Raw genomic sequence first — 25,639 nt, forward strand, 5'->3', positions numbered from 1 at the left:
GCAGAAAGCAGAGAAAATCCTGGTGACCGACAAGCCTTTGTACTCCTGTGCCGGCTTTGCTCTGTTGCGTATTCCGACGCTGCCCGAAAAGTGTTCCGAGGCAACCTCCGTAGACATCACGGAAGGTGCCGCCGACGAAATTCCGAAGAGTCTCGAATATCTCCGTGCGCTCGCCACCGACAGCCTGCTGCGGGAAGCGGTGGAGATCTCCAGCCCGCCCCTCGCCCGTCGCTGGGACGACATCCTGCGCGGGGACAGGCACGGCGCCGCCGAGATCCGGCGCGCCGTCCGTGCGGTCACCTCCTACCGACTGCGCATGGCGACGCGGTGCACCCCGTTCGGGATCATGGCGGGGGTCGCGCCGGCACGGTTCGCCGAGCGTGCGGGGGACACCCAGGTGCGGCTGGGACCGGCGCACCGCAAGGCGGTCCGGCTGGAGCGCGGCTGGGTCACCGCACTGACGGCCTCCTGGGCCGGCCGGCCCGAGGTGCTGCGCCGCCTGCGGCTCACGGCCAACAACCTGTGCCGGGTGCGCGGCGACCGGCTGGTGCTCTCCTACCTCCCGGACCTGGGCGTCGAGGGCACCGAAACCGTGCGCGAGGTCAGCGTGCGCCACACGCCTGCCGTCCGCGCCGCACTGGACGCCGTACGCACGCCCCTGCCCTACCCGGAAGTCGAGAAGCGCCTGGCCGAGCAGTTCCCTTCCGCCCCCGACGGTGCGATCGGCCGGATGCTCGCCGAACTGGTCCGCAAACAGGTGCTGCTCACCGACCTGACCCCGCCGGCGGAGGCCCCGGACGCGGCGGCACATGTGCTGGAAACCCTGGGCGCGCTGCCCGCGCGGTCCCTGCCCGAGCTGGCGGAGCTGCGGCAGATCACCCGGTGCCTGGAGACCTACCGGGACCGGCCGCTGGGCGCCGGTCGGGCCCTGTGGTCCGAGGCCTGCGCCCGGATGCGCCGGCTGCGGCCCGCTCAGCGGGGCGTCCAGGTGGATCTCGCGATGGACGCGGAGGTACGACTGCCCCCGGAGGTGGCGGCCGAGGCCGAGCGGGCGGCGGACCTGCTGTGGCGCCTGGCCCCGGACGGCGCCGGACACCTCGCGCTGCGGACCTACCACACGGAGTTCGTCGAGCGGTACGGCGTGGGACGGGCGGTGCCGGTCACCGAAGTACTGGACCCCGACGCCGGGTTGGGTCCGCCCGCCGGTTACGAGCACCCGCCCGGCAGCCGCCCCCTCCCGCCCCGGACGCCCGAGGTGACCCGACGGGACCGGCTGATGACACAGCTCGCCCAGGAGGCGCTGCTCTCCGGGACCCCGGAGGTGGTCCTCGACGAGGCGCACCCCCTGGTGGCCCGGCTCGCCCGCCCGAAGACCGGACACGCACCCTCGATCGAACTCGTCACGCGACTGGTCGCACCCTCGGTCCGGGCCCTGCGCGACGGCGAGTTCCGCCTGGTCGTCATGGGCGGCTCGGCCGGCCCCGCCGCCGCGGCCTTCGGGCGGTTCGCCGGTCTGCTCCCCGACGAGCTGCACCCGTCCCTGACCGGACTCGCCCGGGTCACCGACGGCGAGCGCGCGGGAGCCCTGCACGCCCAGCTCGTCTTCCAGGCCCGCCACGGCCGGGGCGACAACGTCACCCAGGTCCCCCAGTGGCTGGAACACCGGCTTCCGGTCGGGGTGTTCGCCGACCCCGCCGATCCGGGCACGCTGGCCCTCGACGACCTCGCCGTCTGCGCCGACCCCCATCGCCTGATGATCGTCGACACGGCCGGCGGCCGGGAGGTCGTAGCCACCGTGCTGCACAAGCTCAACACCCGCACCCTGGCCCCCAACGCGGCCCGGCTGCTGGACGAGATCGGGCGCGGCGGGGTGCGTGGCGTCCACTCCTGGGAGTGGGGCCGCGCCGAGGAACTGCCGTACGTCCCCCGGGTCCGCCACGGCCGTACCGTCCTCAGCCTGGCGCGCTGGCGCCCCACCGAAGCCGTACTGGACCGGGACACGCCGTACCCCGCATGGACCCGGGCCGTCGCGGAGTGGCGCGAGCGCTGGGCCGTACCCGACCGGATCTGCCTGGTCTACGCCGACCAGCGCCTCGAACTCGACCTGACCAGCCCCCTCCATCTGCGCCTGCTGCGCCACGAGTTGAAGCGGCGCCCGGAAGCCCTGGTGCTGGAGCCGTGGGACGCCCGCGGGGCGGGCGGGGGATGGCTGACCGGCCCGGACGGCACCCACCGCAACGAGCTGATCATCCCGCTGGTGGCACGGCCCGCCGAGCAGCCGCAGGAGGCTCCGGGCGCGGTCCGGGCAGTCCAGGCACCCCGGGCCGCTCCGCCCCGGACGCTCCCCGTCGAGCACCTGCCCGGCGGGGAGTGGCTGTACGCCACGGTGCACTGCACTCCCGCGCGGCAGAACGACCTGCTCGTCCACCACCTGGACGACCTGCTCGACGGCCTCCCCGAGGACGTGGACCGCTGGTTCTTCATCCGCTACCGCAACCCCGACGACCTGCTCCGGCTGCGCTTCCACGGCGCGCCCGGCACCCTCATGGCGACCCTGCTGCCCCGGCTGCACCGCTGGGCCGCCACGCTCCGGTCCGCCGCGCTGATCCGGGGCATCGGCCTCGGCACGTACGACCCCGAGCTGGAGCGCTACGGCGGCCCCCGGGCCATGGCGGCCGCCGAACGGGTCTTCCACGCCGACAGCCTGGCCGCCGTCGAGGCACTGAAGCTGTGGGAGACCGGGCGGCTCGCCCTCGATCCGGTCACCGTGGCGGCACTCGGCCAGGCCCACATCGCCCGGACGTTCTGGACGGCGTACACCGCCGAGAAGCCCGAGGGCGCCCAACCGGCGTGGCTGGGGCATGTGCTCGACGCCGTCCCGCGCGGCGAGATGCACCACGCCTTCCAGAAGCGCCGGCGCGAGGTGCTGCCGCTCGTGGACGTCCACGGCGACTGGCAGGGCCTGCGCGGCCGGCCGGGAGGCGCGGAACTGCTCGCCTCCTGGCGGGCCCGGACGGCGGCCGTGACCGACTACGCGCGCACCCTGCGCACGCTGGGCGACGACGCCTGGTCGGCGCCCGCCCCGGTGTTCCGCTCCCTGCTGCACATGCACCACAACCGGGTGATCGGCATCGGCCCACATGCCGAACAGGCCGCGACCGCCGTCATGCGCGGCGCCGTGCAAGCCCATCGAGACCGCATCAGGAGCTGCCCATGAGCGCCCCCGCCCAGGAGACCGTCGCAGCGGCGAGCCGGGAACGTATCGGCGCCGTCGTGCACGAACTCGCCGAACGGCTCCTCGACCCCGCGAGGGTGGCCACCGCCGCCCGTGCCGCCGACAACGTCGACCTGCTGCCCGGCATGCCCGCCGCGCAGCCCCCCTGGGGCACCCTCGGGCTGGGCGAGGCCCATGCCGGTGTCGCGCTGCTGTACGCCGAGCTGTCGCACACCGAGGAGCGGTTCCGCGGAGCCGCGCACGCCCATCTGACCGCAGCCGCCCGGGGACTGAGCGGGCCGACGGAGCGGGGGCTCTACGGCGGCGCCGCCTCGCTCGCGTTCGCGGCCCACACCGCCCGGCACGGCGCGGACGACTACGCCGGACTCCTCGACACCCTCGACGGGAGGGTGACGACCCAGGTGGACCGGCTGCTCGCCGACGAGGAACAACGGCTGGCGGCCGGCCGCGCGGGCGTCCGGATGAGCACGTACGACGTCATCGCCGGCGCCACCGGACTGGGCCGCTGGCTGATGCTGCGCGGCGCCCGGCACCGGGACGGGCTCCTCGACGTCCTGAGCTGTCTGGTGCGCCTGACCGAACCCGTCGAGGCGTACGGACAACAGGTACCCGGATGGTGGGTGCCGCTGGAGCCCGGCCACGGCCCCCAGTTCCCCCGCGGACACTTCAACCTCGGCCTGGCGCACGGCATCAGCGGGCCCCTCGCGCTGCTCTCGCTCGCCTGGAGCGAGGGCGTACGCGTCCCGGGCCAGAGCGATGCCATCTGCACGATCGCCGACCATCTCCTCGCCCACCGGACCGAGCAGGGCATGTGGCCCGGGGTGCTGAGCTTCGACGCCTTCGTGGGCGCGGCGGACCCGCACGCCGGCCACTCCCGCATGATCGCCTGGTGCTACGGGACGCCCGGCACCGCCCGCGCCCTCCAGCTCGCGGGCATCGCCCTGGACCGCCCGGACTGGCGGAAGGAGGCCGTCGACGCCCAGGTCACGGCGCTCGCGCGGATGCCGGCCACCGTCACCGACAGCTCGGTGTGCCACGGCTGGGCGGGCCTGCTGCACCTCACCGGCCTGATGGCCCGGGACAGCGGCGACCCCCGGCTGACGGAGCGGCTGCCCGCACTGGCCGCCGCCCTGCTGGCCGACTACCGTCCCGATCTCCCCTTCGGTTTCGCGTACGTGCGCCCGCAGCTGGGCGAAGGACTGCGGCAGGCACCCCACCGCGCCGGTTTCCTCGACGGAAGCGCCGGCATCGCGCTCGCCCTGCGCGCCTACGCGGCCGGCGGCTGCGCCTCCCCCTGGCAGACCGCCCTCCTGGTGGCCTGATGCGGCGCCCACATGTCCGGATCAGGTACCCCCACCTTCGTGAGAGGCGCCAACGCCCCCGCACCCGCCCTCAGTTGCCCCTCTCGGACAGCGAGCGGCTGCTCTTCGGCGGCGCACTGCGCTACGAATCGGCGTACGTGGGGCACGAGCTGCCCCTGCTGCGGATGGGCATGTGGACCATGGCCCGGCAGTTCCCGCAGATGATCGGGGCCGTGGCGAAGGCCGCCTGGCGCGAGGACCGGGCGGCGCTGCTCGCCCTGCTGGCCGTCGAACTCGGCCAGGGGCTGATGCGGGCCTTCGCCCTCGTGGCCACCAACAAGGTGCTGCTGGCACTGTTCGCGGCCGGTCCCACCCCCGCGCGGCTGCGCCAGGCCCTCCCCGGTCTCACGGCCATGGCAGCGGTCGCCGCCCTGCTCGCGCTGCTCGGGGCGGTGTCGACCGCGGCGTCCGGACGGCTCGAACCCAAGGTCGAGCGTGTGTGCACGGCCCGGTTCTACGAGGGCGTGATCCGCGTGGAACTGGCCGCCCTGGAGGATCAGTCGATCCGGCGCACGCTGGACGCGGGAAAGTTCGGCACCGATGCGATCCGCACGATGCTCGGTTCCTCCGTCCTCGTGCTCAACGCCCTGATCAGCCTGATCGCGGCGGCGGGTGTGCTGTTCCTGCTGCATCCGCTGCTCGTCCTCACGCTCCTGCTGATCGCCGCGCCCCAGGGGTGGGGCGCCGTCCGCTCCGCCCGGCGCCGGTACGCCTCCCGGCACGCCTGGATCGAGCACCGCAGGGCCATCGCCGTGCTCACCGAGAAGCTCACCGACCAGCGGTGCGCCGCCGAGATCCGGGTGCACGGCGCCGGGCGCCTGCTGGTCGACGCCTACGCCGACATGTCCCGGACCATGGAGCGCGAGCAGGGGCGGCTGGCCCGCGCGGAGGCGGTGACCCGGGCCGCCGCGTCGGCCGGTTCCGGAGCGGCGGCCCTGGTCGCCTACGGTCTGCTGTGGGCACTGCTGACCGGCGGCGGAATGCCCCTGGCCGTGGCCGGCACCGCCGTGATCGCAGTACGGACCTCCAGTGCCGGGCTGCAGTCCCTCGTCATGCAGGTCAACCGCCTCTACCAGGAGGCCATGTACCTCAAGGACTGGGAGCGTGCCTGCGCCACGGCACGGCAGCACGCCATCCCCGTCGGCGGTTCGCCCGTCCCCGGCCCGTTCAAGGCGGTCCGGCTGGAGGAGGTCTCGTTCACCTACCCCGGGGCCGGCACGCCCGCGCTGCACGCGGTGGACCTCACGATCCCGCGCGGGCAGGTCGTGGCCCTCGTGGGAGAGAACGGCTCGGGAAAGACGACCCTCGCCAAGCTCGTCGCCGGCCTCCACCTGCCCAGCGCGGGACGTCTGTGGTGGAACGGCACGGAGATCCGGGACGCCGACCGGGCGGCCGTCTTCGACCAGGTGGCCGTCCTCACCCAGGACTTCCCGCAGTGGCCGATGACCGCGCGCGCCAACGTCCACATCGGCCGCAGCGACCGGAACTGCGAACAGCACCGCATCGAGCGGGCCGCGGCCGACGCGGATGTCGCCGAGACCGTCGCCGCCCTGCCGTACGGCTGGGACAGCCTGGTGATCAAGGGATTCGAGCGCGGTACCGAGCTCTCCGGCGGCCAGTGGCAGCGACTCGGCAGCGCCCGGGCCCGCTACCGCTCGGCGCCGCTGCTCATCGTCGACGAGCCCACCTCGGCCCTGGACCCCAGGGCGGAGATCGAGGCCTTCCGCGCCCTGCGCGACCTGGCCGACCAGGGCACCACGGTCCTCCTGATCACCCACCGCCTCGCGGCCACCGCCACCGCCGACCTGATCTACGTCCTCGACCGAGGCCGGATCGTCGAACACGGCACCCACGCCCACCTCATGACCCTCCCGAACGGCCACTACCGCACCCTCTACGAGACCCAGGCCGCCCAGTACGCCCCCGTATCGGGCGCCTGACGCCGTATCGGCACTGAGTACGTGGTCCGGTGCGGCCTGAGTAGGCGCGCCGGTGTGCGGGACGGTTCCGTGCCGGTTCACTGAGCGCATGACACAGCACGTCGCGACGGTTCCGGGCCCGGTGGACGGGAACGCGCGGGACCCCAGGGGTTGGGTGGCCCCGACGGTCTCGACCGCCCTGATGGTGGTGCTCGGCCCGGCCGCGCTCCTCTTCGGCGGGCTGTCCGCCATGGCGACGGACAGCTGCGGCCCCGACGACTGCTCGGCGGCCCTCGACACGGCCCTTGCCTGGATCTACCGCCTGCTCACCTACGGTGGCGTCGTCTCGATCGCGGCACTGCTCACCGCCTGGCTGCTGCCCTGGAAACGCCGCTGGACGGCGGCCCGCGCCGCGGCGTCCCTCGTCGCCCTGCTGCCGCCCCTGAGCGTCCTGCTCCTGGTCTGCACCTTGCCCGCGCCCTAGCAGGGGTGGCTGGTCGCGCGCAGCCCGACTTTTCTTCGGCAGAAGGATTGACGAAACACCTGCCCCCTCCTACTTTCAACGCGTCATACTTCGTACGTCATATATGAGACGCGATACGTGAGATCCGAGAGGGCCGCATGACCTCTGTGCCCACGCCGATCCCGTCCCGCACGCAGTTCGTGCTGGACGCGATCAAACACCGCATCCTGACCGGGCAGCTGACGCCCGGTCAGGCCCTGGTCGAGACGGAGCTGGCCGCGCAGTTCGGGGTGTCGAAGACCCCCGTGCGCGAGGCGCTGAAGACCCTTGCAGGGACCGGACTCGTCGTGATGAACCAGTACAAGGGCGTCACGGTGCGCATGGTGGACGCGGACATGGCACGCGAGGTCTACGACGTGCGGCTGCTGCTGGAGCCCGAGGCGCTGCGAAGAGCCGTCCGCCGAGGCGCCTCCCTGGACGCCGCGCGCGATGCGCTGAGCCGGGCCGACGCCGCCCACGACACCGCAGAACGCTCCCTCGCCAACCGGGAGTTCCACCGCGCCCTCTACCTGCCGTGCGGCAACCCGCTGCTCGGCCGGATGCTGGACGAGGTCCGCGACCAGGCCGCGCTGGTCTCCGCCGTCGCCTGGGCCGCCGACCCCTCCTGGGAGCGGGAGGCCGCCGAGCACCGGGAGATCCTCCGGCTCGCGCTCCACGGCGACGCCGACGGCGCGGGACGCGCCCTGTACGCCCACATCGCCTCCTTCGTCCGGCGCGCATTCCCCTCGGACACCGAGGGCATCGAGGGCATCGAGGGCATCGAGGGCACCGGGCTCGCCGGCTCCCACGCAGAGGAAGGTCATTCATGAGCAGCGTGACGTTCGAGACCCAACGGGCGGCCCTGGCCGACGTGGTGGCCATCCCGGTGACCCCCTTCGCCGCGGACGGCTCCGTCGACACCGGCACCCACCGGGCCCTGCTGCGTCGCCTGCTCGACGGCGGGATCCGCACCCTCACCCCGAACGGCAACACCGGCGAGTTCTACGCCCTCACCCCCGAAGAGCGCCGCCTGGTCACCGAGCTGACCGTCGAGGAGGCCGGCGACCGCGCCGCGATCCTCGTCGGCGTCGGCCACGACCTGCCCACCGCCATCGCCTCCGCCCGGCACGCCCGCGACCTCGGCGCCCCGATGGTCATGGTCCACCAGCCCGTCCACCCGTACGTCTCGGCGGCCGGCTGGGTCGACTACCACCGCGCCATCGCCGAGTCCGTGCCCGAGCTGGGCGTGGTGCCGTACATCCGCAACGCCCAGCTGCCCGGCGCCCGGCTCGCCGAACTCGCCGACCACTGCCCGAACGTCATCGGCGTGAAGTACGCCGTACCGGACGCCGCCCGGTTCGCCGCCTTCGCCCGCGACGCCGGTCTCGACCGCTTCGTCTGGGTCGCCGGGCTCGCCGAGCCGTACGCCCCCTCCTACTTCTCCGCGGGTGCCACCGGTTTCACCTCCGGGCTCGTGAACGTCGCCCCGGCCGTTTCGCTGAACATGGTGGAAGCGCTGCGATCCGGTGACTATCCGGCCGCGATGAAGGTCTGGGAGCAGATCCGCCGCTTCGAGGAACTCCGCGCCGCGCACGGCTCGGCGAACAACGTCACCGTCGTCAAGGAAGCCCTCGCCGCCCTCGGCCTGTGCCGCCGCGACGTCCGCCCGCCGAGCAGGCCGCTGCCCGAGGACGAGCGCGCAGAGGTCGCCGCGATCGCCGCGGGGTGGTCCATATGAACCACCTCGCCGCGATCGCCGCTGGGTGGTCCGTATGAACCACCCCGTCGAGGAGCTGAGAAGCCATCAGTGGTACGGGACCGACGGGCTGCGGTCGTTCAGCCATCGGGCCCGGACCCGGCAGCTCGGGTATCTGCCCGAGGAGCATCTGGGCAAGCCCGTGATCGCCGTGCTCAACACCTGGTCCGACATCAACCCGTGCCATGTGCACCTGCGGGATCGCGCCCAGGCGGTGAAGCGGGGGGTGTGGCAGGCCGGGGGCTTCCCGCTCGAATTCCCGGTCTCCACCCTCAGCGAGACCTTCCAGAAGCCGACCCCGATGCTCTACCGCAACCTGCTGGCGATGGAGACCGAGGAGCTGCTGCGGTCCTATCCGGTCGACGGGGCCGTGCTGATGGGCGGGTGCGACAAGTCCACGCCCGCCCTGCTGATGGGTGCGGCCAGCGCCGATCTGCCCGCCGTCTTCGTGCCGGCCGGGCCCATGCTGCCGGGGCACTGGCGGGGCGAGGTGCTCGGGTCCGGCACGGACATGTGGAAGTACTGGGACGACAAGCGGGCCGGTCTGATCGGCGACTGCGAGATGGCCGAGCTGGAGAGCGGGCTCGCGCGCTCCCCGGGCCACTGCATGACCATGGGTACGGCGTCCACGCTGACCGCCGCCGCCGAAGCCCTCGGTGTGACCGTGCCGGGTGCGTCGAGCATTCCCGCCGTCGACTCCGGGCACGACCGGATGGCCGCCAAGGCCGGGATGACGGCCGTGGAGCTGGTGCGCAGCGACCGGAGGCTGTCGCGGATCCTCACCCGTGAGGCCTTCGAGGACGCGGTGACGACCGTCCTGGGCCTGGGCGGCTCCACCAACGCCGTGATCCATCTGATCGCCATGGCCGGCCGCGCCGGGGTGAAGCTCACCCTCGACGACTTCGACCGCATCGCCCGGACCGTGCCGGTCCTCGCCAACGTCCGCCCCGGCGGCCGGAAGTACCTCATGGAGGACTTCCACTTCGCGGGCGGCCTGCCCGGCTTCCTGTCCCGGATCACCGACCTGCTCCACCTGGACCGGCCCACGGTGTCGTACGACACCCTGCGCGAGCAGCTGCGGGGCGCCCAGGTGCACCACGACGACGTCATCCGCCCCCGCGACAACCCGGTCGCGGGGGCGGGCGGGGTCGCGGTCCTGCGCGGCAATCTCTGCCCGGACGGCTCCGTCATCAAGCACATCGCGGCCGAGCCCCACCTGCTCGAGCACACCGGCCCCGCGGTCGTCTTCGACGACTACAAGACCATGCAGCGCACCATCAACGACCCCGCGCTCGGCATCACCGCCGACAGCGTGCTGGTCCTCCGCAACGCCGGTCCCAAGGGCGGTCCCGGCATGCCCGAGTACGGCATGCTCCCCATCCCCGACCACCTGCTCAAGCAGGGCGTGCGGGACATGGTCCGGATCTCCGACGCCCGGATGAGCGGCACGAGTTACGGCGCCTGCGTGCTGCACGTGGCCCCGGAGTCGTACGTCGGCGGCCCGCTGGCGCTCGTGCGGACCGGGGACCTCATCACCCTGGACGTCGCGGCCCGCAGCCTCCATCTCCATGTGGACGACGCGGAGCTGGAGCGCCGGCGAGCCGCGTGGACGCCGCCGCCCGCTCGCTACGAGCGCGGCTACGGCGTCCTCTACAACAGCCAGATCACGCAGGCCGACACCGGCTGCGACTTCGAGTTCCTGGCCCGGCCGGGCCACGTGCCGGACCCCTACGCCGGCTGACCCACCGCATCGAGAGAGGTGAAGCGCTTCACCCATGTGTACGTAGCAAGCGCTTCCTACGCCCGTCGTACCACAGCCCCATTGAACGGAGAACAGTCATGGCCCAAGCCGCAGCCGTGGCGAAACCGCCCGCGCCTCCCCGGCGGCGCCGTGCCTCCGCGCCCCCGCGCAGGCTGCCGTACTTGCTGATCGCCCCGGCGGCACTGCTGATTACCTGGTCCAGCACCTGGAGCGCGGCGCGGAGCTGCTGGTACCGCGCCGGAGGACGCCTGGCGGACGCTGCCCGCCGAGCACCGCCGGGTCGTGCCCGGCATCGACGGCCTGGTCGCGGCCGCCGCCGACACCCTCGCCCTCTACTCCGAACTGGGCGCCGACTGGGCCCTGCCGAACGAGGTGAACACCTGATGACCTCCCCCGACACCCTGGTCCTGCGGGTCGCGGGCCGTCCGGTCGCCCGGTACGTCACCCGGCCCGAGCTGCCCGCGCGCCTCTCCCCGCGCCCGTATCTGCACCCCGTCACCACCCTGGCCGGCACGGTGGTCACCGAGCTGAGCCCCGGCGACCACACGCACCACCTCGGCGTCGGTGTCGCCGTTCCCGATGTCGAGGGGCACAACTTCTGGGGCGGCCGCACCTTCGTGCGCGACCAGGGCCCCACCGAGCTGGACAACCACGGCACCCAGCGGCACACCGGCTTCCAGCTGCGCGACCCCGACGGGTTCGTGTCGGAGCTGCGCTGGGTCGCCGCCGGACGCGAGCTGCTGCGCGAGCGGCGTACCGTCACGGCCACTGAACTCACCGAAGTGGCTTGGGCGTTGGACTTCACCTTTGCCCTGACCAACGTCACCCCGGGTGCGCTGTCGATCGGCAGCCCCGCCACCAACGGGCGGCCCGGCGCGGCCTACGGCGGCTTCTTCTGGCGGGCGCGCAGGGAGGACCGGGCGCCGGACGTCTTCACCGCCGACCGCGAGGGCGAGTCCGAGGTGCACGGCCGCTCCGCCGGCTGGCTGGCGCTCGCCGGGGCCGGCTGGACGCTGGTCTTCGCCGGGGCCACCGAGGAGACCCGCCGCGACCCGTGGTTCGTGCGCGCCGCCGAGTACCCCGGCGTCGGCTCGTCGCCGGCCCACACCGAGCGGCTGGCCGTCGAGCCCGGCGACACCGTCGTACGGCGGATCGTCACCGTCGTCGCCGACGGGCGGCTGGACCGGGACGAGGCGGCCGCGCTGGTCCGGAAGGCGGTGACACCGTGACGACGTACAGGAACCCGATCCTGAACGCCGACTGGTCCGACCCGGACGTGGTCCGCGTCGGCGACGACTTCTACCTCACCGCCTCCAGCTTCGGCCGCGCCCCCGGCCTGCCGCTTCTGCACTCGCGCGACCTGGTGCACTGGACCCTCGTGGGCCACGCCCTCGAACGTCTCGAACCCGAGGAGGAGTTCGCGCGTCCCCGGCAGGACTGCGGGGTCTGGGCACCCTCGATCCGGTACCACGACGACCGCTTCTGGATCTTCTGGGGCGACCCCGACCAGGGCATCTTCCAGATCAACGCTCCCGGGATCAGGGGCCCGTGGAGCCGGCCACACCTGCTCAAGGCCGGCCAGGGACTGATCGACCCCTGCCCGCTGTGGGACGACGAGACCGGCGAGGCCTACCTCGTGCACGCCTGGGCCAGGTCCCGCTCCGGCATCAAGAACCGGCTCACCGGCCACCGGATGCACCCCGACGGCACCTCCCTGCTGGACGAGGGCAAGGTGATCGTGGACGGCGACCGCATCCCCGGCTGGTTCACCCTGGAGGGCCCCAAGCTCTACCGGCACGACGGCTGGTTCTGGATCCTCGCGCCCGCCGGGGGAGTGGAGACCGGCTGGCAGGGCGCCTTCCGCTCACGCGGGTTCTTCGGGCCGTACGAGCAGCGGATCGTCCTGGAGCAGCAGGACACCGAGGTCAACGGGCCGCACCAGGGCGGCTGGGTGCGCACGCCGGCCGGCGAGGACTGGTTCCTGCACTTCCAGCAGCGCGGCGCGTACGGCCGGGTCGTCCACCTCCAGCCGATGCGCTGGGGTGACGACGGATGGCCGGTCCTGGGCGCCGAGGGCGCCCCCGTCGCCGTACACCGGCGCCCCGCGCTGCCGGCGCAGCCGCCCGCCGCGCCCGCCACCGACGACGGCTTCCCCGGCGGGCGCTACGGCCGCCAGTGGCAGTGGACCGCCAATCCGGGCGACGGCTGGGCCACCCAGCACTCCGGCGACGGACTACGGCTGACCTGCGTCCGCTCCGCCGACGCCGCAGACGTGCGGAGACTTCCGAACGTCCTGACCCAGCGGCTGCCCGGCGAGCCTTCCGTGGCGGAGGTCGAACTGCGGCTGGACAGCGGCGAACCGGGGGCGCGGGCCGGGCTCGTGGTGCTCGGGGACGCGTTCTGCTGGATCGGTCTGGAGCGGGCGGCCGACGGGACGGTCCGGCTCGTGCACCGGTTCGCGGAGGCGGTCGCCGACCGTGAGCGGGACGCCGGGGTGTCCCGGCCGGCGCCCGAGGGGCGGGCCCGGCTGCGGATCGAGGCCGGGACGGGCGCGCGCTGCCGGTTCTCGTACGACGTCGGGGGCGGCTTCCGCCCGTCCGGCCCGGTCTTCACGGCCACCCCCTGGCGCTGGGTCGGCGCCCTGCTCGGCCTGTTCGCCGTCGCACCCGAGGGACCGGGGAACGCGGGGGCGGCGACCTTCACCCAGTTCCGCATCACGTCCTTGTAATCCCTGCGCAGTCCTTCGAGAAGAAAAGATTCGAGAAGAAGAGAGCCGACACATGACGAGCAGCAGCAACCGCGGAAGCAGACGCGCCGCCACGGCCCTCGCCCTCGGTTCCGTCCTCGCGCTGACCGCCACCGCCTGCGGCGACGACGGCAGCGGCAGCGCGGGAATCGTGGAGTGGCAGGTGGCCTCCATGGTCATGACGACTTCGTGGTGGACGGCGCTCTGCGCGACGTCTGCATCCTCGGGACCACACTCGACGGCTGGCAGCATATGTCCGACGGGCTGAAGTGCTCCGGCCGGTACCGGGGTTCGGTCTCCCGGTGTCGTCCCCGTGCGGAGCGATCACGGAGAAAAGTGTATCGATCGGATAACAGGCCTCGCAGCGCTCGGTGTTATGCGCGTAGACAGTCTCCGACCTGGTACATCACTCTCATCCACCAGATCCGGAGAATCCATGCGGAAGTCCCACAGAGTCGTCGCCGCCGGTGCCGCCTGTGCTCTTGCCGGTGTCGCGCTGTACGGCGCGGGCGTGGCCACCGCCGGTCAGTCGACGGCGAACTCCACCCACGAGCCCTACAACATCGGGCAGTTGGTGAAGGACATCGACACCTACTACGGCACGACCGCCGACAGCAACGGCGTCTACCAGGCGTCCCCGGACAGCCCGTACGCCAAGGACCTGGCCGGCATCGACGCGGACGCCAAGCGGTACATCGACAAGGCCGCGCGGAAGGCACAGCACCGCGGCGAGAAGCCGGCCGTCGTGTTCGACATCGACGACACGCTGCTGCTCAGCCTCGACTACGAGAAGCGCTACAACTACACGTACAACTCCACCACGTGGAACGACTACGTGAACCGCGCCGACCGCCCCGAGGTGTTCGGCAGCCCCGAGCTGGTGCGCTACGCCGAGTCCCAGGGCGTCGAGGTCTTCTACAACTCCGGCCTGACCGAGGCCCAGCGCACCGCCGCCGTCGCGAACCTGAAGAAGGTCGGCGCCGATGTGAACCTCGACGCCGACCACATGTTCCTCAAGGACAAGGCCAACCCGCCGTCCTACCTGAGCGACTGCGCCACCCCGGGCACCTGGAACTGCACGACCGTGCAGTACAAGTCCGGCACGCGCAAGCACATCGAGGACGACCTGGGGTACGAGATCATCGCCGACTTCGGCGACCAGTACTCGGACCTCGACGGCGGCTACGCCGACCGCACGTACAAGCTGCCCAACCCGACGTACTTCGTCAGCTGAGCCCCAGCCGTACGTCCTGAGCAGCCGCTCGTCCTCGGCCCCCGTCACCGGCAGCACCGTGCCGTGGCGGGGGCCGGCGACGGCGCTGCCCGTTGTACGGGGACCGGACAACGTACGGTCCCCCGAACCGGATTCCGTAACACGGAGAAAACCTGAAACAGGTTGAACAGGGGAACAATCCAGCCAGCATCCGCATGCCGATCATCAGGCGACGAGGAGTGGGACCATGTCAGTGGACCGGTATTTCAGGATCTCCGAGCGGGGATCCACGTTCAGCCGGGAGATACGCGGCGGCTTCGCCACGTTCTTCACCATGGCCTACATCCTCGTCCTGAATCCGATCATCCTGGGCAGTGCCAAGGACAAGTACGGGCACACGCTCGACACCGGCCAGCTCGTGACCGCCACCGCGCTGGTGGCGTGCGTGATGACGATCGTCATGGGCGTCGGCGGAAACCTCCCCCTCGCCATCGCCGCCGGCCTCGGCCTCAACGCCGTCGTCGCCTTCCAGCTGGCCCCGCTGATGAGCTGGCCCGACGCGATGGGCCTGGTGGTCCTGGAGGGCCTGATCATCTGCCTGCTGGTCCTCACCGGACTCCGGGAGGCCATCATGAACGCGATCCCGCAGCAGCTGAAACAAGCCATCGGTGTCGGCATCGGCCTGTTCATCGCCTTCATCGGCCTGGTCGACGCCGGGTTCGTCAGCCGTATTCCGGACGCCGCGCACACCACCGTGCCCGTGCAACTGGGCGCCGTCGGACGGCTCACCGGCTGGCCCGTGCTCGTCTTCTGTCTTGGCGTCCTGCTGACCATCGCGCTGCTCGCCCGGAAGGTGAAGGGCGCGATCCTCATCAGCATCGTGACGATGACCGTCGTCGCGATCGTCATCAACGCCGTCGCCGACATCAAGAGCTGGGGCCTGACCACGCCCAAGGTCCCCGACAAGCTCGTGGCCGCCCCGGACTTCGGGCTCATCGGTCACTTCAGCCTGTTCGGCGGCTTCGCCAAGGCCGGCGTGCTCACCGCCGTCCTGCTGGTCTTCACCCTCATCCTGTCCGACTTCTTCGACGCCATGGGCACGATCGTCGGCATCAGCGCGGAGGCCGGACTGCTCGACGAGAAGGGGCAGGTGCCCGGCATCGGCCGGGTGCTGTTCATCGACGGCGCCGCGGCCGCCGTCGGCGGTATCGGCTCCGCCTCCTCCAACACCGCCTACATCGAGTCCGCGGCCGGCGTCGGCGAGGGCGCCCGAACCGGCCTCGCCAACCTCGTCACCGGCGGCCTGTTCGGCCTCGCCCTCTTCCTCACCCCGCTGCTCACCATCGTCCCGCTCCAGGCGGCGGCGCCCGCGCTGATCGCGGTGGGCTTCCTGATGATGACCCACGTCAAGCACATCGACTGGGACCGGTACGAGATCGCCATCCCGGCGTTCCTCACCATCGCCGCGATGCCGTTCACCTACTCCATCACCGACGGGATCGGCGCGGGTTTCCTCTCCTACGTCGTCATCAAGACGGTGCTGGGCAAGGCGCGGGAGGTCAACTGGCTGTTGTGGGCCGTGTCGGTGCTGTTCCTCGTGTACTTCGCGATCGATCCGATCGAGCAGGTGCTCGGGGTGAAGTGAGGACGCCGACGCTCACTTCAGCGCCGCCTGCATCATCGCCTTCGCCACCGGCGCCGCCAGACCGTTACCGCTCACCTCGGACCGGGCCGCGTCCGACTGCTCCACCAGCACGGCGACAGCCACTTCCTTGCCGGTGGTGTGGGACTTGGCGAAGGACGTGAACCAGGCGTACGGCGTCTTGCTGTTGTTCTCGCCGTGCTGGGCGGTGCCGGTCTTGCCGCCGACGGTGGCTCCGTCGATCAGGGCGTTCGTGCCGGTGCCGTCCTTGACCACCGTCTCCATGGCCGACCGGAGCTGCTCGGCGGTGGAGGAGCTGACGATCTCCTTGGTGTCCGCGCTGTCGTCGTAGTTCTGCAGCGCCTCACCGCCACTGTCGGCGATCTGCGACACCATATGCGGCGAGACCAGCTTGCCGCCGTTGGCTATGGCCGCGGACACCATGGCCATCTGCAGCGGGGTCGCGGTGACGTCGAACTGGCCGATGCCGGAGAACGCGGTCTGCGGCTGGTCCATGCCGGAGGGGTACACGCTGGCGTAGGCCCGCACCGGCACGTCCTGCTTGTCGTCGTTGAAGCCGAACTTCTCGGCCATGGCCTTCACCTTGTCCTGGCCGAGCTGGACGGCCATGTGCCCGAAGACGTTGTTGCAGGAGTACTGCAGGGCCTTGCGGATCGAGGCGTTCCTGCACGGCGCCGACTTGTTCTCGTTCACCAGCACGTGCGTCGTGCCCGGCGGGGTGTAGGGGTCCGGGCTGTCGGTCGGGTCGTCCACGTTCTTGTACAGCCCGTTCTCCAGCGCGGCCGCCGCCACCACCAGCTTGAACGTCGAGCCGGGCGGCAGCGGCTGGCGCAGCGCGCGGTTGGTGAGCGGCTTGTCCTTGTCCGCGTTGAGCTGCTTCCAGGCGGCGCCGGCCGTGTTGGCGTCGGTCAGCGCGGTGGGGTCGTACGACGGCGTGGACACCGCCGCGAGGATCTTGCCGGTCTTCGGGTCGATCGCGACCGCCCCGCCCTTCTTGTCGCCGAGCGCGCGGTACGCCGCCCTCTGCACGTCCGGATCGATCGTGGTGAGCACGTCACCCGGGTCGGCGCGTTTGCCGGTGAGCGTGTCCAGCACGTTCTTCAGCCGGGTGTCCGTGCCGTTGAGCAGGTCCTTGTAAATGCCCTCCAACTGGGTGGGGGCGTACGCCTGCGAGGCATAGCCCGTCACCGCCGCGTAGAGCCGGCCGTCCGTGTACGTCCGCTTGTACGCGAGGTCGCTCCCCTTGGTCCGGGTGGAGCCGGTGATCGCGTTTCCGGCCACGATGATGTTCCCGAGCGGCTGCGAGTACGTCTGGATCGCGTTCCGCCGGTTGTCGTTGTCGTCCGCGAGGGCCTTGCCGTCGTAGAACTGCACCCAGGTCGCCCTGACCAGCAGAGCGAGCACGAGCAGCAGAGCGAAGACGGAGGCCCGCCTGATCGTCTTGTTCATCCCGCTCCGAAGACGATCGAGAAGGGATCGATCGTTCCCGTACGCCCCGTTTTCTCATCGTGCGCTCAGGAAGCGACCCCGGAGCGGCTCACTCCGCGCGCAGGAAACCGGCCTCGTACGCGGCGATCACCGCCTGGGTGCGGTCCCGGGCGCCCGTCTTGGCCAGCACCGCCGCCACGTGGGACTTCACGGTGGCGGGGCCCACGTCCAGGCGCCGGGCGATCTCGGCGTTGGTCAGTCCGTCTGCCATGTGCCGCAGCACCTCGCGCTCGCGTCCGGTGAGCTTGCTCACCCAGGGCGCGGAAGGGGCGGTCCTGCGCCCGTGCTCGGCCGCGAGGGCCCGGACGGCCGAGGGGAACAGCAGGCTGTCGGTGTGCGCGACCAGCCGCACCGCCTGTACGAGAGCGTCGGCGTCCGCCCGCTTGAGCAGGAACCCGGAAGCGCCGGCGCGCAGCGCGTCGTACACGTAGGAGTCGTTCTCGAAGGTGGTCACGACCACGATCCGGGGCGGCTGGTCGAGGATGGCGAGGATCTGCTCGGTGGCCCGGATGCCGTCGATCTCCGGCATGCGGACGTCCATGAGGACGACGTCGGGCCGCAGCTCCCGGACGACGGACACGGCCTCGGCACCGGTCGCCGCCTCACCGACCACCTCCACGCCCGGCTCGACGGAGAGGATGGCACGCAGGGCGGTGCGGACCATGCGTTCGTCGTCGGCGAGGACGATCCGGATCGCGGGCCGGGGCATACGAGTCCTTTCAGCGGTCACGCCGCAGTGTCAGGCAGCCTTCAACGGAAGTCGTACGGACAGACGCCAGATGTCTCCTGCCGGTCCCGCCTGTGCCGTGCCGCCGAGCAGCCGCACCCGCTCGGCGATGCCCCGCAACCCGTGACCGCCGCCGCGGCGGGGAGCCGGGGCGGCGCCCAGGGGGTTCTCGACGGTGATCTCCAGGTGCCCGGCGGCGGTGGCGATGCGCACGGCGACGGCCGTGCCGGCGTGTCTCAGCGCATTGCTCAGGCCCTCCTGCACGATCCGGTACGCCTCCCGGGAGACCAGCGGTGGCAGTGCGGCGGGCTCGGTGCCGACGGTGGCCGTCACCGGCTGCCCGGCGGCCCGGGTCCGGCGCAGCAGCCCGTCCAGGTCGGTCTCCAGGGTCGGCGCGGGCGCGGTGCCCGGCGCGTCCCCGTCCCGCAACACGCCGAGCACGGCGTCGAGTTCGCCGACCGTGCGCCGGGTGGTCTCCTCGATGGCGGCGAGCGCCTCGCGGACGAACTCAAGGTCGGTGTCCAGGAGCCGGCGGGCCGCGCTCGCCTGGAGGGTGACGGCGCTCAGGGCGTGGCCCACGGAGTCGTGCAGCTCGCGGGCGAGCCGGTTGCGTACGGCGAGGTCGGCGGCGCGGGCCTCGGCGGCGGCCAGCCGGTCCTCGGGGGTGGGCCCGAGCAGCGCGGGCGCCCAGCGGGCCAGCAGGGCCCCGCAGCCGGCGGCGCAGGCGGCGAGCGCGAGCAGCATGGCCAGGCCCGCGACCGGGGTCAGCGCCAACGCCCAGCCATGGTGCAGGACTTCGGGCAGGGCGAGCCGGGAGTCGCGCAGCCCGGCGAACAGGGGCAGGACGATCAGCACCACCGCGAACGGCGGCACGGCGAGCGACATCCCGGCGGCGATCCCGCCGAAGCCCAGGTGCAGCGTGAACCAGGCCGCCGTACGGGCCCGTTCGGCGCGGGTCCGGGCCGGGCCGTGGGCGAGGAAGTCCGCGTCGACCCCGCACAGGGCGCGCACCGCCGCCGCTTCCAGCGGCCGGGTCAGCGGGAACAGCGAGGTGACGGCCGCGATCGGCAACCCGACCGCGAACGACCCGAGTTGCAGGGGCAGGGACCGGAAGACGTCGTCCGCGCCGGTGAGCGGCCCGACGATCACCGAGCCGACGAGGACGTACGGCATGGCGAGGGCGCCGCCCAGGATCAGATGGATCCAGCGGCGCCGTGCCCGCCCGCCGAAGAGCGGCCGCAACGCCCCTGTCACTGCGGGGCCTTGGCGGACCGGTCCGTCAGGAAGCGGGCGATGACGCTCGCCACGAGCACGCCGGTGACCATCTGCCCAGCGTAGGTGAGGCAGGTCGGCACCGTCGGCCGGTTGCCGGTCACCAGCGCCCCCAGTGCCATCCAGCCGCCCCAGCAGGCCACGGCCGCGGAGCCGGTCCAGGCCAGCGCCAGCGGCACGGCGACGGGCAGCGCACGGCCCCGGCGGTAGGCGAGCTGCCAGGCGCCGAGGACGGCCGCGGCGAGGAAGAGGAGGTAGACGCACTGCAGGGACCGGTCGCCGCTGCCGTCCGGGCTCGCCGCGCCGCAGGCCCGCAGCAGTCGCAGCGCGCCGGGGAACAGCGCGAGAAGCGCCGCCGCCACGGCCGTCCGCCCCTGTGCCCTCGGCGCGCCCCCGGCCGGCAGCTCCCGCACCCGACCCCGCCACAGAAGCCCCCAGCGCTCGCGGGCGTACCCCGTGAACAGCGCGCCCAGCGCCAGCCCCTGCGCGATGAACCCGCCGTACACCACCGCGAAGACCCAGTCGGCCAGGAAGGGTTTGCCGGCGCTGTGGCCGCCACCGCCGCCGTGCAGGACGAGCTGCAGCGGGAAGTCCACCATGATGGGCGCGAGGAGCCCCATGGCGAGCCACATCGGCACCGCGAGCAGCCAGGCGGGCACCCGCCGCCCCCACGGCCGGGTCAGCAGCAGGGCCAGCACGACGACGGCCGCGTCCATCAGCACGGTCAGGCCGTTGGCGAGCGCCAGGGCCAGCCGGTGCTCCAGCAGCGGGCTGCCGTCCGGGATGCCGAGGTGGCTCCCGGCGATCCAGGCGAGCTTGAGGGACAGATACGGCAGGCAGGCGGCGATGGCGACGAGGCGGAGCAGGCGCCGCCCGGCCGGGACGCGCAGAGGGACAGGGGCCGTGGAGATCGTCATGCCTCAACGCTCCCGCGCGGCAGGGGCCGTTCACCTCCTGCGGCCCGACGATCCGTCTCCGCCGCACGGGGGAGACGCTCAGTCCCGCAGGACGAGCACGACCTCCTCGATCTCCCGGCCCCGCCCGTTCGCGTACCCCCGGGCCCGGGCCGTCTCGCGGAAGCCGCACTTGTGCAGCACCCGCAGCGACGCGGTGTTGTCGGCCGCCGCCCGCGCGTACAGCGGCCGTTCGGGGACCTCGGCGAGCAGGGCCCGCAACGCCGCCGTGGCGACACCGCGGCCCCAGTGGGCGCGGTCGATCCAGTACGTCACCTCGCGCTCGCCCGGCTCGCCGTAGACCGCGGCACTGCCCACGACCTGCCCGTCGGCCAGCACCGTGCGCGGCACGTCGGAGGAGGCGCGTATGCGCTTCCACCGGGCGTCGAAGGCCTCCCGGTCGGCCGGGTCCGCGGGCCCGAACGCGGCCATGCGGAGGGCCTCTTGGTCCGTCATCTGCCGGTAGAACACCGGCAGGTCACCGTCCTCGACGGCACGCAATGCGATCTCCATGACGCCCGAGCCTACGACGGCCCGGGCGCCGGGCCCAGGAGGTGCGCGCTCAGAGCCGCCGGGTCGCCAGCGTCAGCCGGTCGCGGGCGTCGAACAGCGCGTCCCTGATCATCTGCTCGTGGGCGGGGGTCAGCCGGGCCACCGGCACCGAGCAGCTGATCGCGTCCCGGGCCGGGGTGCGGTAGGGGATCGCCACGCCGAAGCAGCGCAGGCCGAGGGTGTTCTCCTCACGGTCGACCGCGTAGCCCTGTTCGCGCACCTGGTGCAGCTCCTCGATGAGCTTCTCCCGGTCGGTGAGGGTGTTCTCGGTGAGCGCGGGCAGGGTCTCCGGCAGCAGCTTGCGCACCTGTTCGTCGGTGTACGTGGCGAGGATCGCCTTGCCGAGCGAGGTGGAGTGCGCGGGCAGCCGGCGCCCGACCCGGGTGAAGGGGCGCAGGTAGTGCTGGGACTGGCGGGTGGCCAGATAGACGACGTTGGTGCCGTCGAGCCGGGCCAGGTGGATGGTCTCCGTGGTGTCGTCGGAGAGCCGGTCCAGGGTCGGCCGGGCGGCGGCCACCACCTCGTCGCCGTCGATGTACGAGGTGCCGACCAGCAGCGCCCGCACCCCGATGCCGTACCGCGTGCCCGTCGCGTCGGTCTCCACCCAGCCCAGCTCCACGAGTGTGCGCAGCAGCATGTACAGGCTGGACTTGGGGTACCCCACGGCCTCCTGTACGGCCGCGAGGGAGTGCATGCCGGGCTTGCCGGCGAAGTACTCGAGCAATTCAACGGTCCGCACCGCGGACTTGACCTGGGCCCCGCCTGTCTCGCCAGCCGACATCGCCCTTGACCCCTTCAATCGCCGGGAAATAGTCTCCGAACAGCATATTCATCATCAGAGACAGTGTTCAGTATATCGAACGCGGCTGATCGGTGACCCTAGTTCTTGCGGCCTTACTGGAGGGACCCGCGGTGGCAGCAGCACCAGTCTGGAGTGTCGACCCGCGTACCGGGAAGCAGCGTGAACAGGTTGCGGTGGAGGCCACAGCCCAGGAGGTGGACACGGCGGTCCGCGCGGCCCACGCCGTGCGCGGCGCCCTCGCCGACCGCGCGGTGCGCTCCGCCTTCCTGCGCTCGGCCGCCGCGGGCCTGGAGGCGGCCAGGGACGGCCTGGTCGAGACCGCCGACGCCGAGACCGCCCTCGGCCCGGTCCGCCTCACCGGCGAACTCGCCCGCACCAGCTACCAGCTGCGGGCCTTCGCCGGCATCGTCGACGAGGGCGCCTTCCTCGACGTCGTCATCGACCACCCCGACGACACGGCGACCCCGCCCGTGCCGGACCTGCGCCGCTACAAGGTGCCGCTCGGCGTCGTCGCCGTCTACTCCGCCTCCAACTTCCCCTTCGCCTTCTCCGTCGCCGGCGGCGACACCGCGAGCGCGCTCGCCGCGGGCTGCCCGGTCGTCGTCAAGGCCCATCCCGACCACCCGGCCCTGTCCGAGCTGGTCGCCAAGGTGCTGCGCCGGGCCGCAGCCGAGCACGGCATCCCCGAGGGCGTCGTCGGCCTGGTGCACGGCTTCGAGGCGGGCGTCGAGCTGATCAAGCACCCCTTGGTCGCCGCGGCGGGCTTCACCGGTTCGGTACGGGGCGGACGCGCCCTCTTCGACGCGGCCGCCGCGCGGCCGGTGCCGATCCCGTTCCACGGCGAGCTGGGCTCGCTGAACCCGGTCCTGGTGACCGAGGCCGCCGCCGCCGAGCGCGCCGAGGAGATCGGCACCGGGCTCGCCGGGTCGATGACGCTGGGGGTCGGGCAGTTCTGCGTGAAGCCCGGTCTGGTGCTGGTGCCGTCCGGCGCGGCGGGCGACGGCCTGGTCAAGGCCCTGACGGCCGCGGTGAGCAACACCGAGGCGGGCGTGCTGCTGGACCACCGGATGCGGGACAACTTCATCGCCGGGGTGGCCGAGCGCGCCCAGCTCCCCGAGGTGGACTCCCCGGTCACCCCGGGCGCGGGCGGCGCGCACACGGTCAGCGCCGGGTTCCTCACGGTGCCGGCGGGCAGGCTGGCCGAAGAGGGGGCCTACGACCAACTCCTGGAGGAGTGCTTCGGGCCGGTCACCGTGGTGGTCCGCTATGAGGACGAGGGTGAGGCGGCGTCGGTCCTGTCCCGGCTGCCGGGCAACCTGACGGCGACCGTACAACTGTCCGCCGAGGAGGCGGCCGGCGAGGGGCGCGGCGCGGAGATCCTCACCGAGCTGACTCCGCTGGCCGGACGTGTGGTGGTCAACGCGTGGCCGACGGGGGTCGCGGTGGCACCGGCCCAGCACCACGGCGGGCCGTACCCCGCGACGACCTCCACCTCCACCTCCGTGGGCGGTACCGCCATCGAGCGGTGGCTGCGGCCGGTCGCCTACCAGAACGCGCCGTCGGCCCTGCTGCCGGCCGAGCTGAAGGACGACAACCCGCTGGGACTTCCCCGGAGGTTCAACGGGGTTCTGGAGCGATAGCGCGGACCCCGACCTTCCGCCGAGACGCGCTGAGACAATCGGACCATGGACGTGAAACTCCCTGAACTCCCCTTCCCCCTGCGCACATACGGGCCCGACGGGCACTGGTCCTACGAGGACGGCGTGCTCACCGGCTGGGCCGGCCCCCGGCAGGACCGGTTCGTCACGCCCACCGGGGAGGCCCTGGACCCCGCCTCCGACGCACCCCGGCTGCTCGGTGCGCCGGAAGGCGACTTCCAGTTGATCGCGCGGGTCACGGTCGGGTTCAACGCGTCCTTCGACGCGGGCGTGCTCTACGTCCATGTGGGCGAGCGGGCCTGGGCCAAGCTCTGTCTGGAGTACTCCCCGGACGTGCCCACCGTCTGCACGGTGGTCACCCGGGGACACTCCGACGACGCCAACTCCTTCACGGTGGAAGGGAGTTCGGTGTGGCTGCGGGTCAGCAGGACCGGGCGGGCCTTCGCCTTCCACGCCTCCCGGGACGGCGAGTGCTGGACCTTCGTCCGGCTGTTCACCCTCGGCGGCGAGAAGGAGACCGGTGACGCGCTGGTCGGCTTCATGACCCAGGCGCCGCTGGGGGAGGGGTGCGTGGTCACGTACGACCACCTCGAGTTCAGGACGTCCTGGCCGAGCGACCTGCGAGACGGAAGCTGAGCGCGAACGTCACCGTGAGCAGGGCCGCGCCGACGGCCAGGCTCCAGCGCATACCGGCCTGGAAGCCGTGTCCGAGCAGCGCTCCGAACACCGCGATGCCCAGGCCGCCGGCCACCTGCCGGGCCGAGTTGAGCACCCCGGCCGCCAGGCCCGCCCGCTCGGCGGGTACGGCGTCCATCATCGCGGCGGTCAGCGGCGGGACCGTCAGCGCGCAGCCCAGCGCCAGCGGCACCAGCAGCACGGACACCAGGGCCGGGGGCGTGCCGGCGTCGACGTACAGCAGCAGGAGCAGGCCGGCGACGGCGAGCGGCTGGCCCACCAGCATCGGCAGCCGGGGGCCGTAGCGGCCCGCGAGCTTGCCCGCCACCACGTTCGTCACCCCGATCAGACCCGTCATCGGCAGGAACATCAGCCCGGCGTACAGCGCGGAGTGGCCCTGGACCTGCTGGAAGAAGAGCGAGAAGACGAACACCATGCTGTAGAACGCCACGCTGACCGCGGAGCCCACCGCGACGGCCGTGGCCACGGTCCGGTCGCGGAACAGGCCGAGGGGCACCACCGGATGGGGCCGGCGCGCCTCGATGCGCAGGAACGCCGCGCCCGCGAGAACGGCCACCGCCAGTGCCGCCCGGCCCGCCGTCCCGCCCTCGATCACCGCGAAGGTCAGGGACACCAGGGCCGCCACCGCCGTCAGCTGGCCGGGCAGATCCAGCGGTGCCGGGCGCGGCCGCGAGCGCGGGGCGCGGACGAGCAGGGCCAGGATCGCGGCGCCCACCGGCAGGTTGACGAAGAAGATGCCGCGCCAGTCCCAGACGGTGGTCAGCGCACCGCCCGCCACCGGACCGAGGGCCACGGCGAGCGAACCGCCCGCCGCCCAGGCCGCCACCGCGCGGGCCCGCCGTGCCGGTTCCCGGTACGCCTGCCGCACCAGCGCCAGCGACGCCGGGAGCACCACGGCCGCCGCGACGCCCTGGACCACCCGCGCGCCGATCAGGGCCGGCAGATTCGGCGCCAGCCCGCAGGCCGCCGAGGCGAGCGTGAACACCGTGGTGCCCAGCGCGAACGCCCGGCTCGCCCCGGCCCGGTCGGAGAAGGCCCCGGTGGACAGCATCAGCGCCGCGAAGGCCAGCGTGTAGGCGTCGACCACCCACTGCAGGCCGGACATCCCGCCGCCCAGGGCCGAGCCGATGGCGGGCAGGGCCACGTTGACCACGGACGCGTCGAGGCAGATCAGCGCGAAGCCGAGCAGGGCGGCGGTGAGGGTGAGCGGGGCGGAGGACCGGGTGGGCTCCAAGTCACCTTCCGCAGGGGCGAGTTGGCCGACCCTGGGCATCTGATTCGTTGACATGCCCCCATGCTGCGGATTCCGGCTGCCGTACAGTAGTGGCCTGAAT

21 protein-coding genes and 1 pseudogene are annotated in these 25,639 nt (G+C 72.5%); 15 read left to right on the forward strand and 7 right to left on the reverse strand.

Annotated elements, in window-relative coordinates; genetic code table 11:
• Positions 1-22: 22 nt before the first annotated feature.
• The 13 genes and pseudogenes from SRB17_RS06440 to SRB17_RS06500 all read left to right on the forward strand — a co-directional run bounded on the left by SRB17_RS06440 (position 23) and on the right by SRB17_RS06500 (position 16,139).
• The gene (locus SRB17_RS06440) at positions 23-3,217 is read left to right on the forward strand and encodes a lantibiotic dehydratase (RefSeq protein ID WP_323375070.1); all 3,195 of its coding nucleotides are present in this window, start codon (positions 23-25) and stop codon (positions 3,215-3,217) included.
• A complete protein-coding gene (locus SRB17_RS06445; protein ID WP_153535257.1) occupies positions 3,214-4,557 on the forward strand; it encodes a lanthionine synthetase C family protein in 1,344 nt (447 codons plus the stop codon). Before SRB17_RS06440 ends, SRB17_RS06445 begins: the two co-directional genes overlap by 4 nt.
• 74 nt (positions 4,558-4,631) lie before the next feature.
• Positions 4,632-6,536 carry an ABC transporter ATP-binding protein gene (locus SRB17_RS06450; RefSeq protein WP_228395835.1) on the forward strand — a complete coding sequence of 635 codons (1,905 nt, stop codon included), beginning with the start codon at positions 4,632-4,634 and terminating at the stop codon, positions 6,534-6,536.
• 88 nt (positions 6,537-6,624) lie between these two features.
• Positions 6,625-6,999: a hypothetical protein gene (locus tag SRB17_RS06455; RefSeq protein ID WP_153535261.1), complete on the forward strand. Its 375-nt coding sequence runs from the start codon at positions 6,625-6,627 to the stop codon at positions 6,997-6,999.
• Positions 7,000-7,136: 137 nt separating this feature from the next.
• A complete protein-coding gene (locus SRB17_RS06460; RefSeq protein WP_153535263.1) occupies positions 7,137-7,847 on the forward strand; it encodes a GntR family transcriptional regulator in 711 nt (236 codons plus the stop codon).
• The gene (locus SRB17_RS06465; protein ID WP_153535266.1) at positions 7,844-8,755 is read left to right on the forward strand and encodes a dihydrodipicolinate synthase family protein; all 912 of its coding nucleotides are present in this window, start codon (positions 7,844-7,846) and stop codon (positions 8,753-8,755) included. Before SRB17_RS06460 ends, SRB17_RS06465 begins: the two co-directional genes overlap by 4 nt.
• A 34-nt stretch (positions 8,756-8,789) precedes the next feature.
• Positions 8,790-10,514 (forward strand): L-arabinonate dehydratase, encoded by a 1,725-nt coding sequence (araD, locus tag SRB17_RS06470; RefSeq protein ID WP_153535268.1) that lies wholly within the window; start codon positions 8,790-8,792, stop codon positions 10,512-10,514.
• Between the two features lie 213 nt (positions 10,515-10,727).
• A pseudogene (locus SRB17_RS06475) lies at positions 10,728-10,919 on the forward strand (hypothetical protein); the annotation flags it as partial.
• Positions 10,919-11,764: a PmoA family protein gene (locus SRB17_RS06480; RefSeq protein ID WP_153535270.1), complete on the forward strand. Its 846-nt coding sequence runs from the start codon at positions 10,919-10,921 to the stop codon at positions 11,762-11,764. The pseudogene SRB17_RS06475 and the gene SRB17_RS06480, both read left to right, overlap by 1 nt.
• Entirely contained in the window at positions 11,761-13,263 is a 1,503-nt protein-coding gene (locus SRB17_RS06485; RefSeq protein WP_323375071.1) for a glycoside hydrolase 43 family protein, read from the forward strand. Before SRB17_RS06480 ends, SRB17_RS06485 begins: the two co-directional genes overlap by 4 nt.
• 52 nt (positions 13,264-13,315) lie before the next feature.
• The gene (locus SRB17_RS06490; RefSeq protein WP_153535272.1) at positions 13,316-13,549 is read left to right on the forward strand and encodes a hypothetical protein; all 234 of its coding nucleotides are present in this window, start codon (positions 13,316-13,318) and stop codon (positions 13,547-13,549) included.
• Between the two features lie 168 nt (positions 13,550-13,717).
• Entirely contained in the window at positions 13,718-14,515 is a 798-nt protein-coding gene (locus tag SRB17_RS06495; RefSeq protein WP_153535274.1) for an HAD family acid phosphatase, read from the forward strand.
• 226 nt (positions 14,516-14,741) lie between these two features.
• Entirely contained in the window at positions 14,742-16,139 is a 1,398-nt protein-coding gene (locus SRB17_RS06500) for an NCS2 family permease (protein ID WP_153535276.1), read from the forward strand.
• A gap of 12 nt (positions 16,140-16,151) precedes the next feature.
• On the opposite strand, the gene SRB17_RS06505 is transcribed toward SRB17_RS06500, so the two are convergent.
• From SRB17_RS06505 to SRB17_RS06530, 6 genes are all read right to left on the reverse strand, one after another.
• The gene (locus SRB17_RS06505; protein ID WP_153535278.1) at positions 16,152-17,606 is read right to left on the reverse strand and encodes a peptidoglycan D,D-transpeptidase FtsI family protein; all 1,455 of its coding nucleotides are present in this window, start codon (positions 17,604-17,606) and stop codon (positions 16,152-16,154) included.
• A gap of 88 nt (positions 17,607-17,694) precedes the next feature.
• Positions 17,695-18,354 (reverse strand): response regulator transcription factor, encoded by a 660-nt coding sequence (locus SRB17_RS06510; protein ID WP_153535280.1) that lies wholly within the window; start codon positions 18,352-18,354, stop codon positions 17,695-17,697.
• A gap of 30 nt (positions 18,355-18,384) precedes the next feature.
• Positions 18,385-19,626 carry a sensor histidine kinase gene (locus SRB17_RS06515; RefSeq protein ID WP_323375072.1) on the reverse strand — a complete coding sequence of 414 codons (1,242 nt, stop codon included), beginning with the start codon at positions 19,624-19,626 and terminating at the stop codon, positions 18,385-18,387.
• The gene (locus SRB17_RS06520; protein WP_153535282.1) at positions 19,623-20,561 is read right to left on the reverse strand and encodes a hypothetical protein; all 939 of its coding nucleotides are present in this window, start codon (positions 20,559-20,561) and stop codon (positions 19,623-19,625) included. The genes SRB17_RS06515 and SRB17_RS06520 overlap by 4 nt, the downstream gene beginning before the upstream one ends.
• A gap of 78 nt (positions 20,562-20,639) precedes the next feature.
• Entirely contained in the window at positions 20,640-21,110 is a 471-nt protein-coding gene (locus SRB17_RS06525; RefSeq protein ID WP_153535284.1) for a GNAT family N-acetyltransferase, read from the reverse strand.
• A gap of 49 nt (positions 21,111-21,159) precedes the next feature.
• Entirely contained in the window at positions 21,160-21,930 is a 771-nt protein-coding gene (locus tag SRB17_RS06530; protein ID WP_153535286.1) for an IclR family transcriptional regulator, read from the reverse strand.
• Between the two features lie 131 nt (positions 21,931-22,061).
• Between SRB17_RS06530 and SRB17_RS06535 the strand changes: the two genes are divergently transcribed.
• Together SRB17_RS06535 and SRB17_RS06540 are read left to right on the forward strand one after the other, a co-directional pair.
• Positions 22,062-23,591: an aldehyde dehydrogenase (NADP(+)) gene (locus tag SRB17_RS06535; RefSeq protein ID WP_323375073.1), complete on the forward strand. Its 1,530-nt coding sequence runs from the start codon at positions 22,062-22,064 to the stop codon at positions 23,589-23,591.
• A 45-nt stretch (positions 23,592-23,636) separates the two neighbouring features.
• Positions 23,637-24,245, forward strand: coding sequence for a DUF1349 domain-containing protein (locus SRB17_RS06540; protein WP_153535288.1), 609 nt, complete (start codon positions 23,637-23,639; stop codon positions 24,243-24,245).
• Here the strand turns inward: SRB17_RS06540 and SRB17_RS06545 are convergent.
• Entirely contained in the window at positions 24,205-25,593 is a 1,389-nt protein-coding gene (locus tag SRB17_RS06545) for an MFS transporter (RefSeq protein ID WP_153535289.1), read from the reverse strand. The genes SRB17_RS06540 and SRB17_RS06545 overlap by 41 nt on opposite strands.
• Positions 25,594-25,639 lie beyond the last annotated feature (46 nt).

Source organism: Streptomyces sp. RB17, from assembly GCF_009604455.1.
GTDB lineage: Bacteria > Actinomycetota > Actinomycetes > Streptomycetales > Streptomycetaceae > Streptomyces.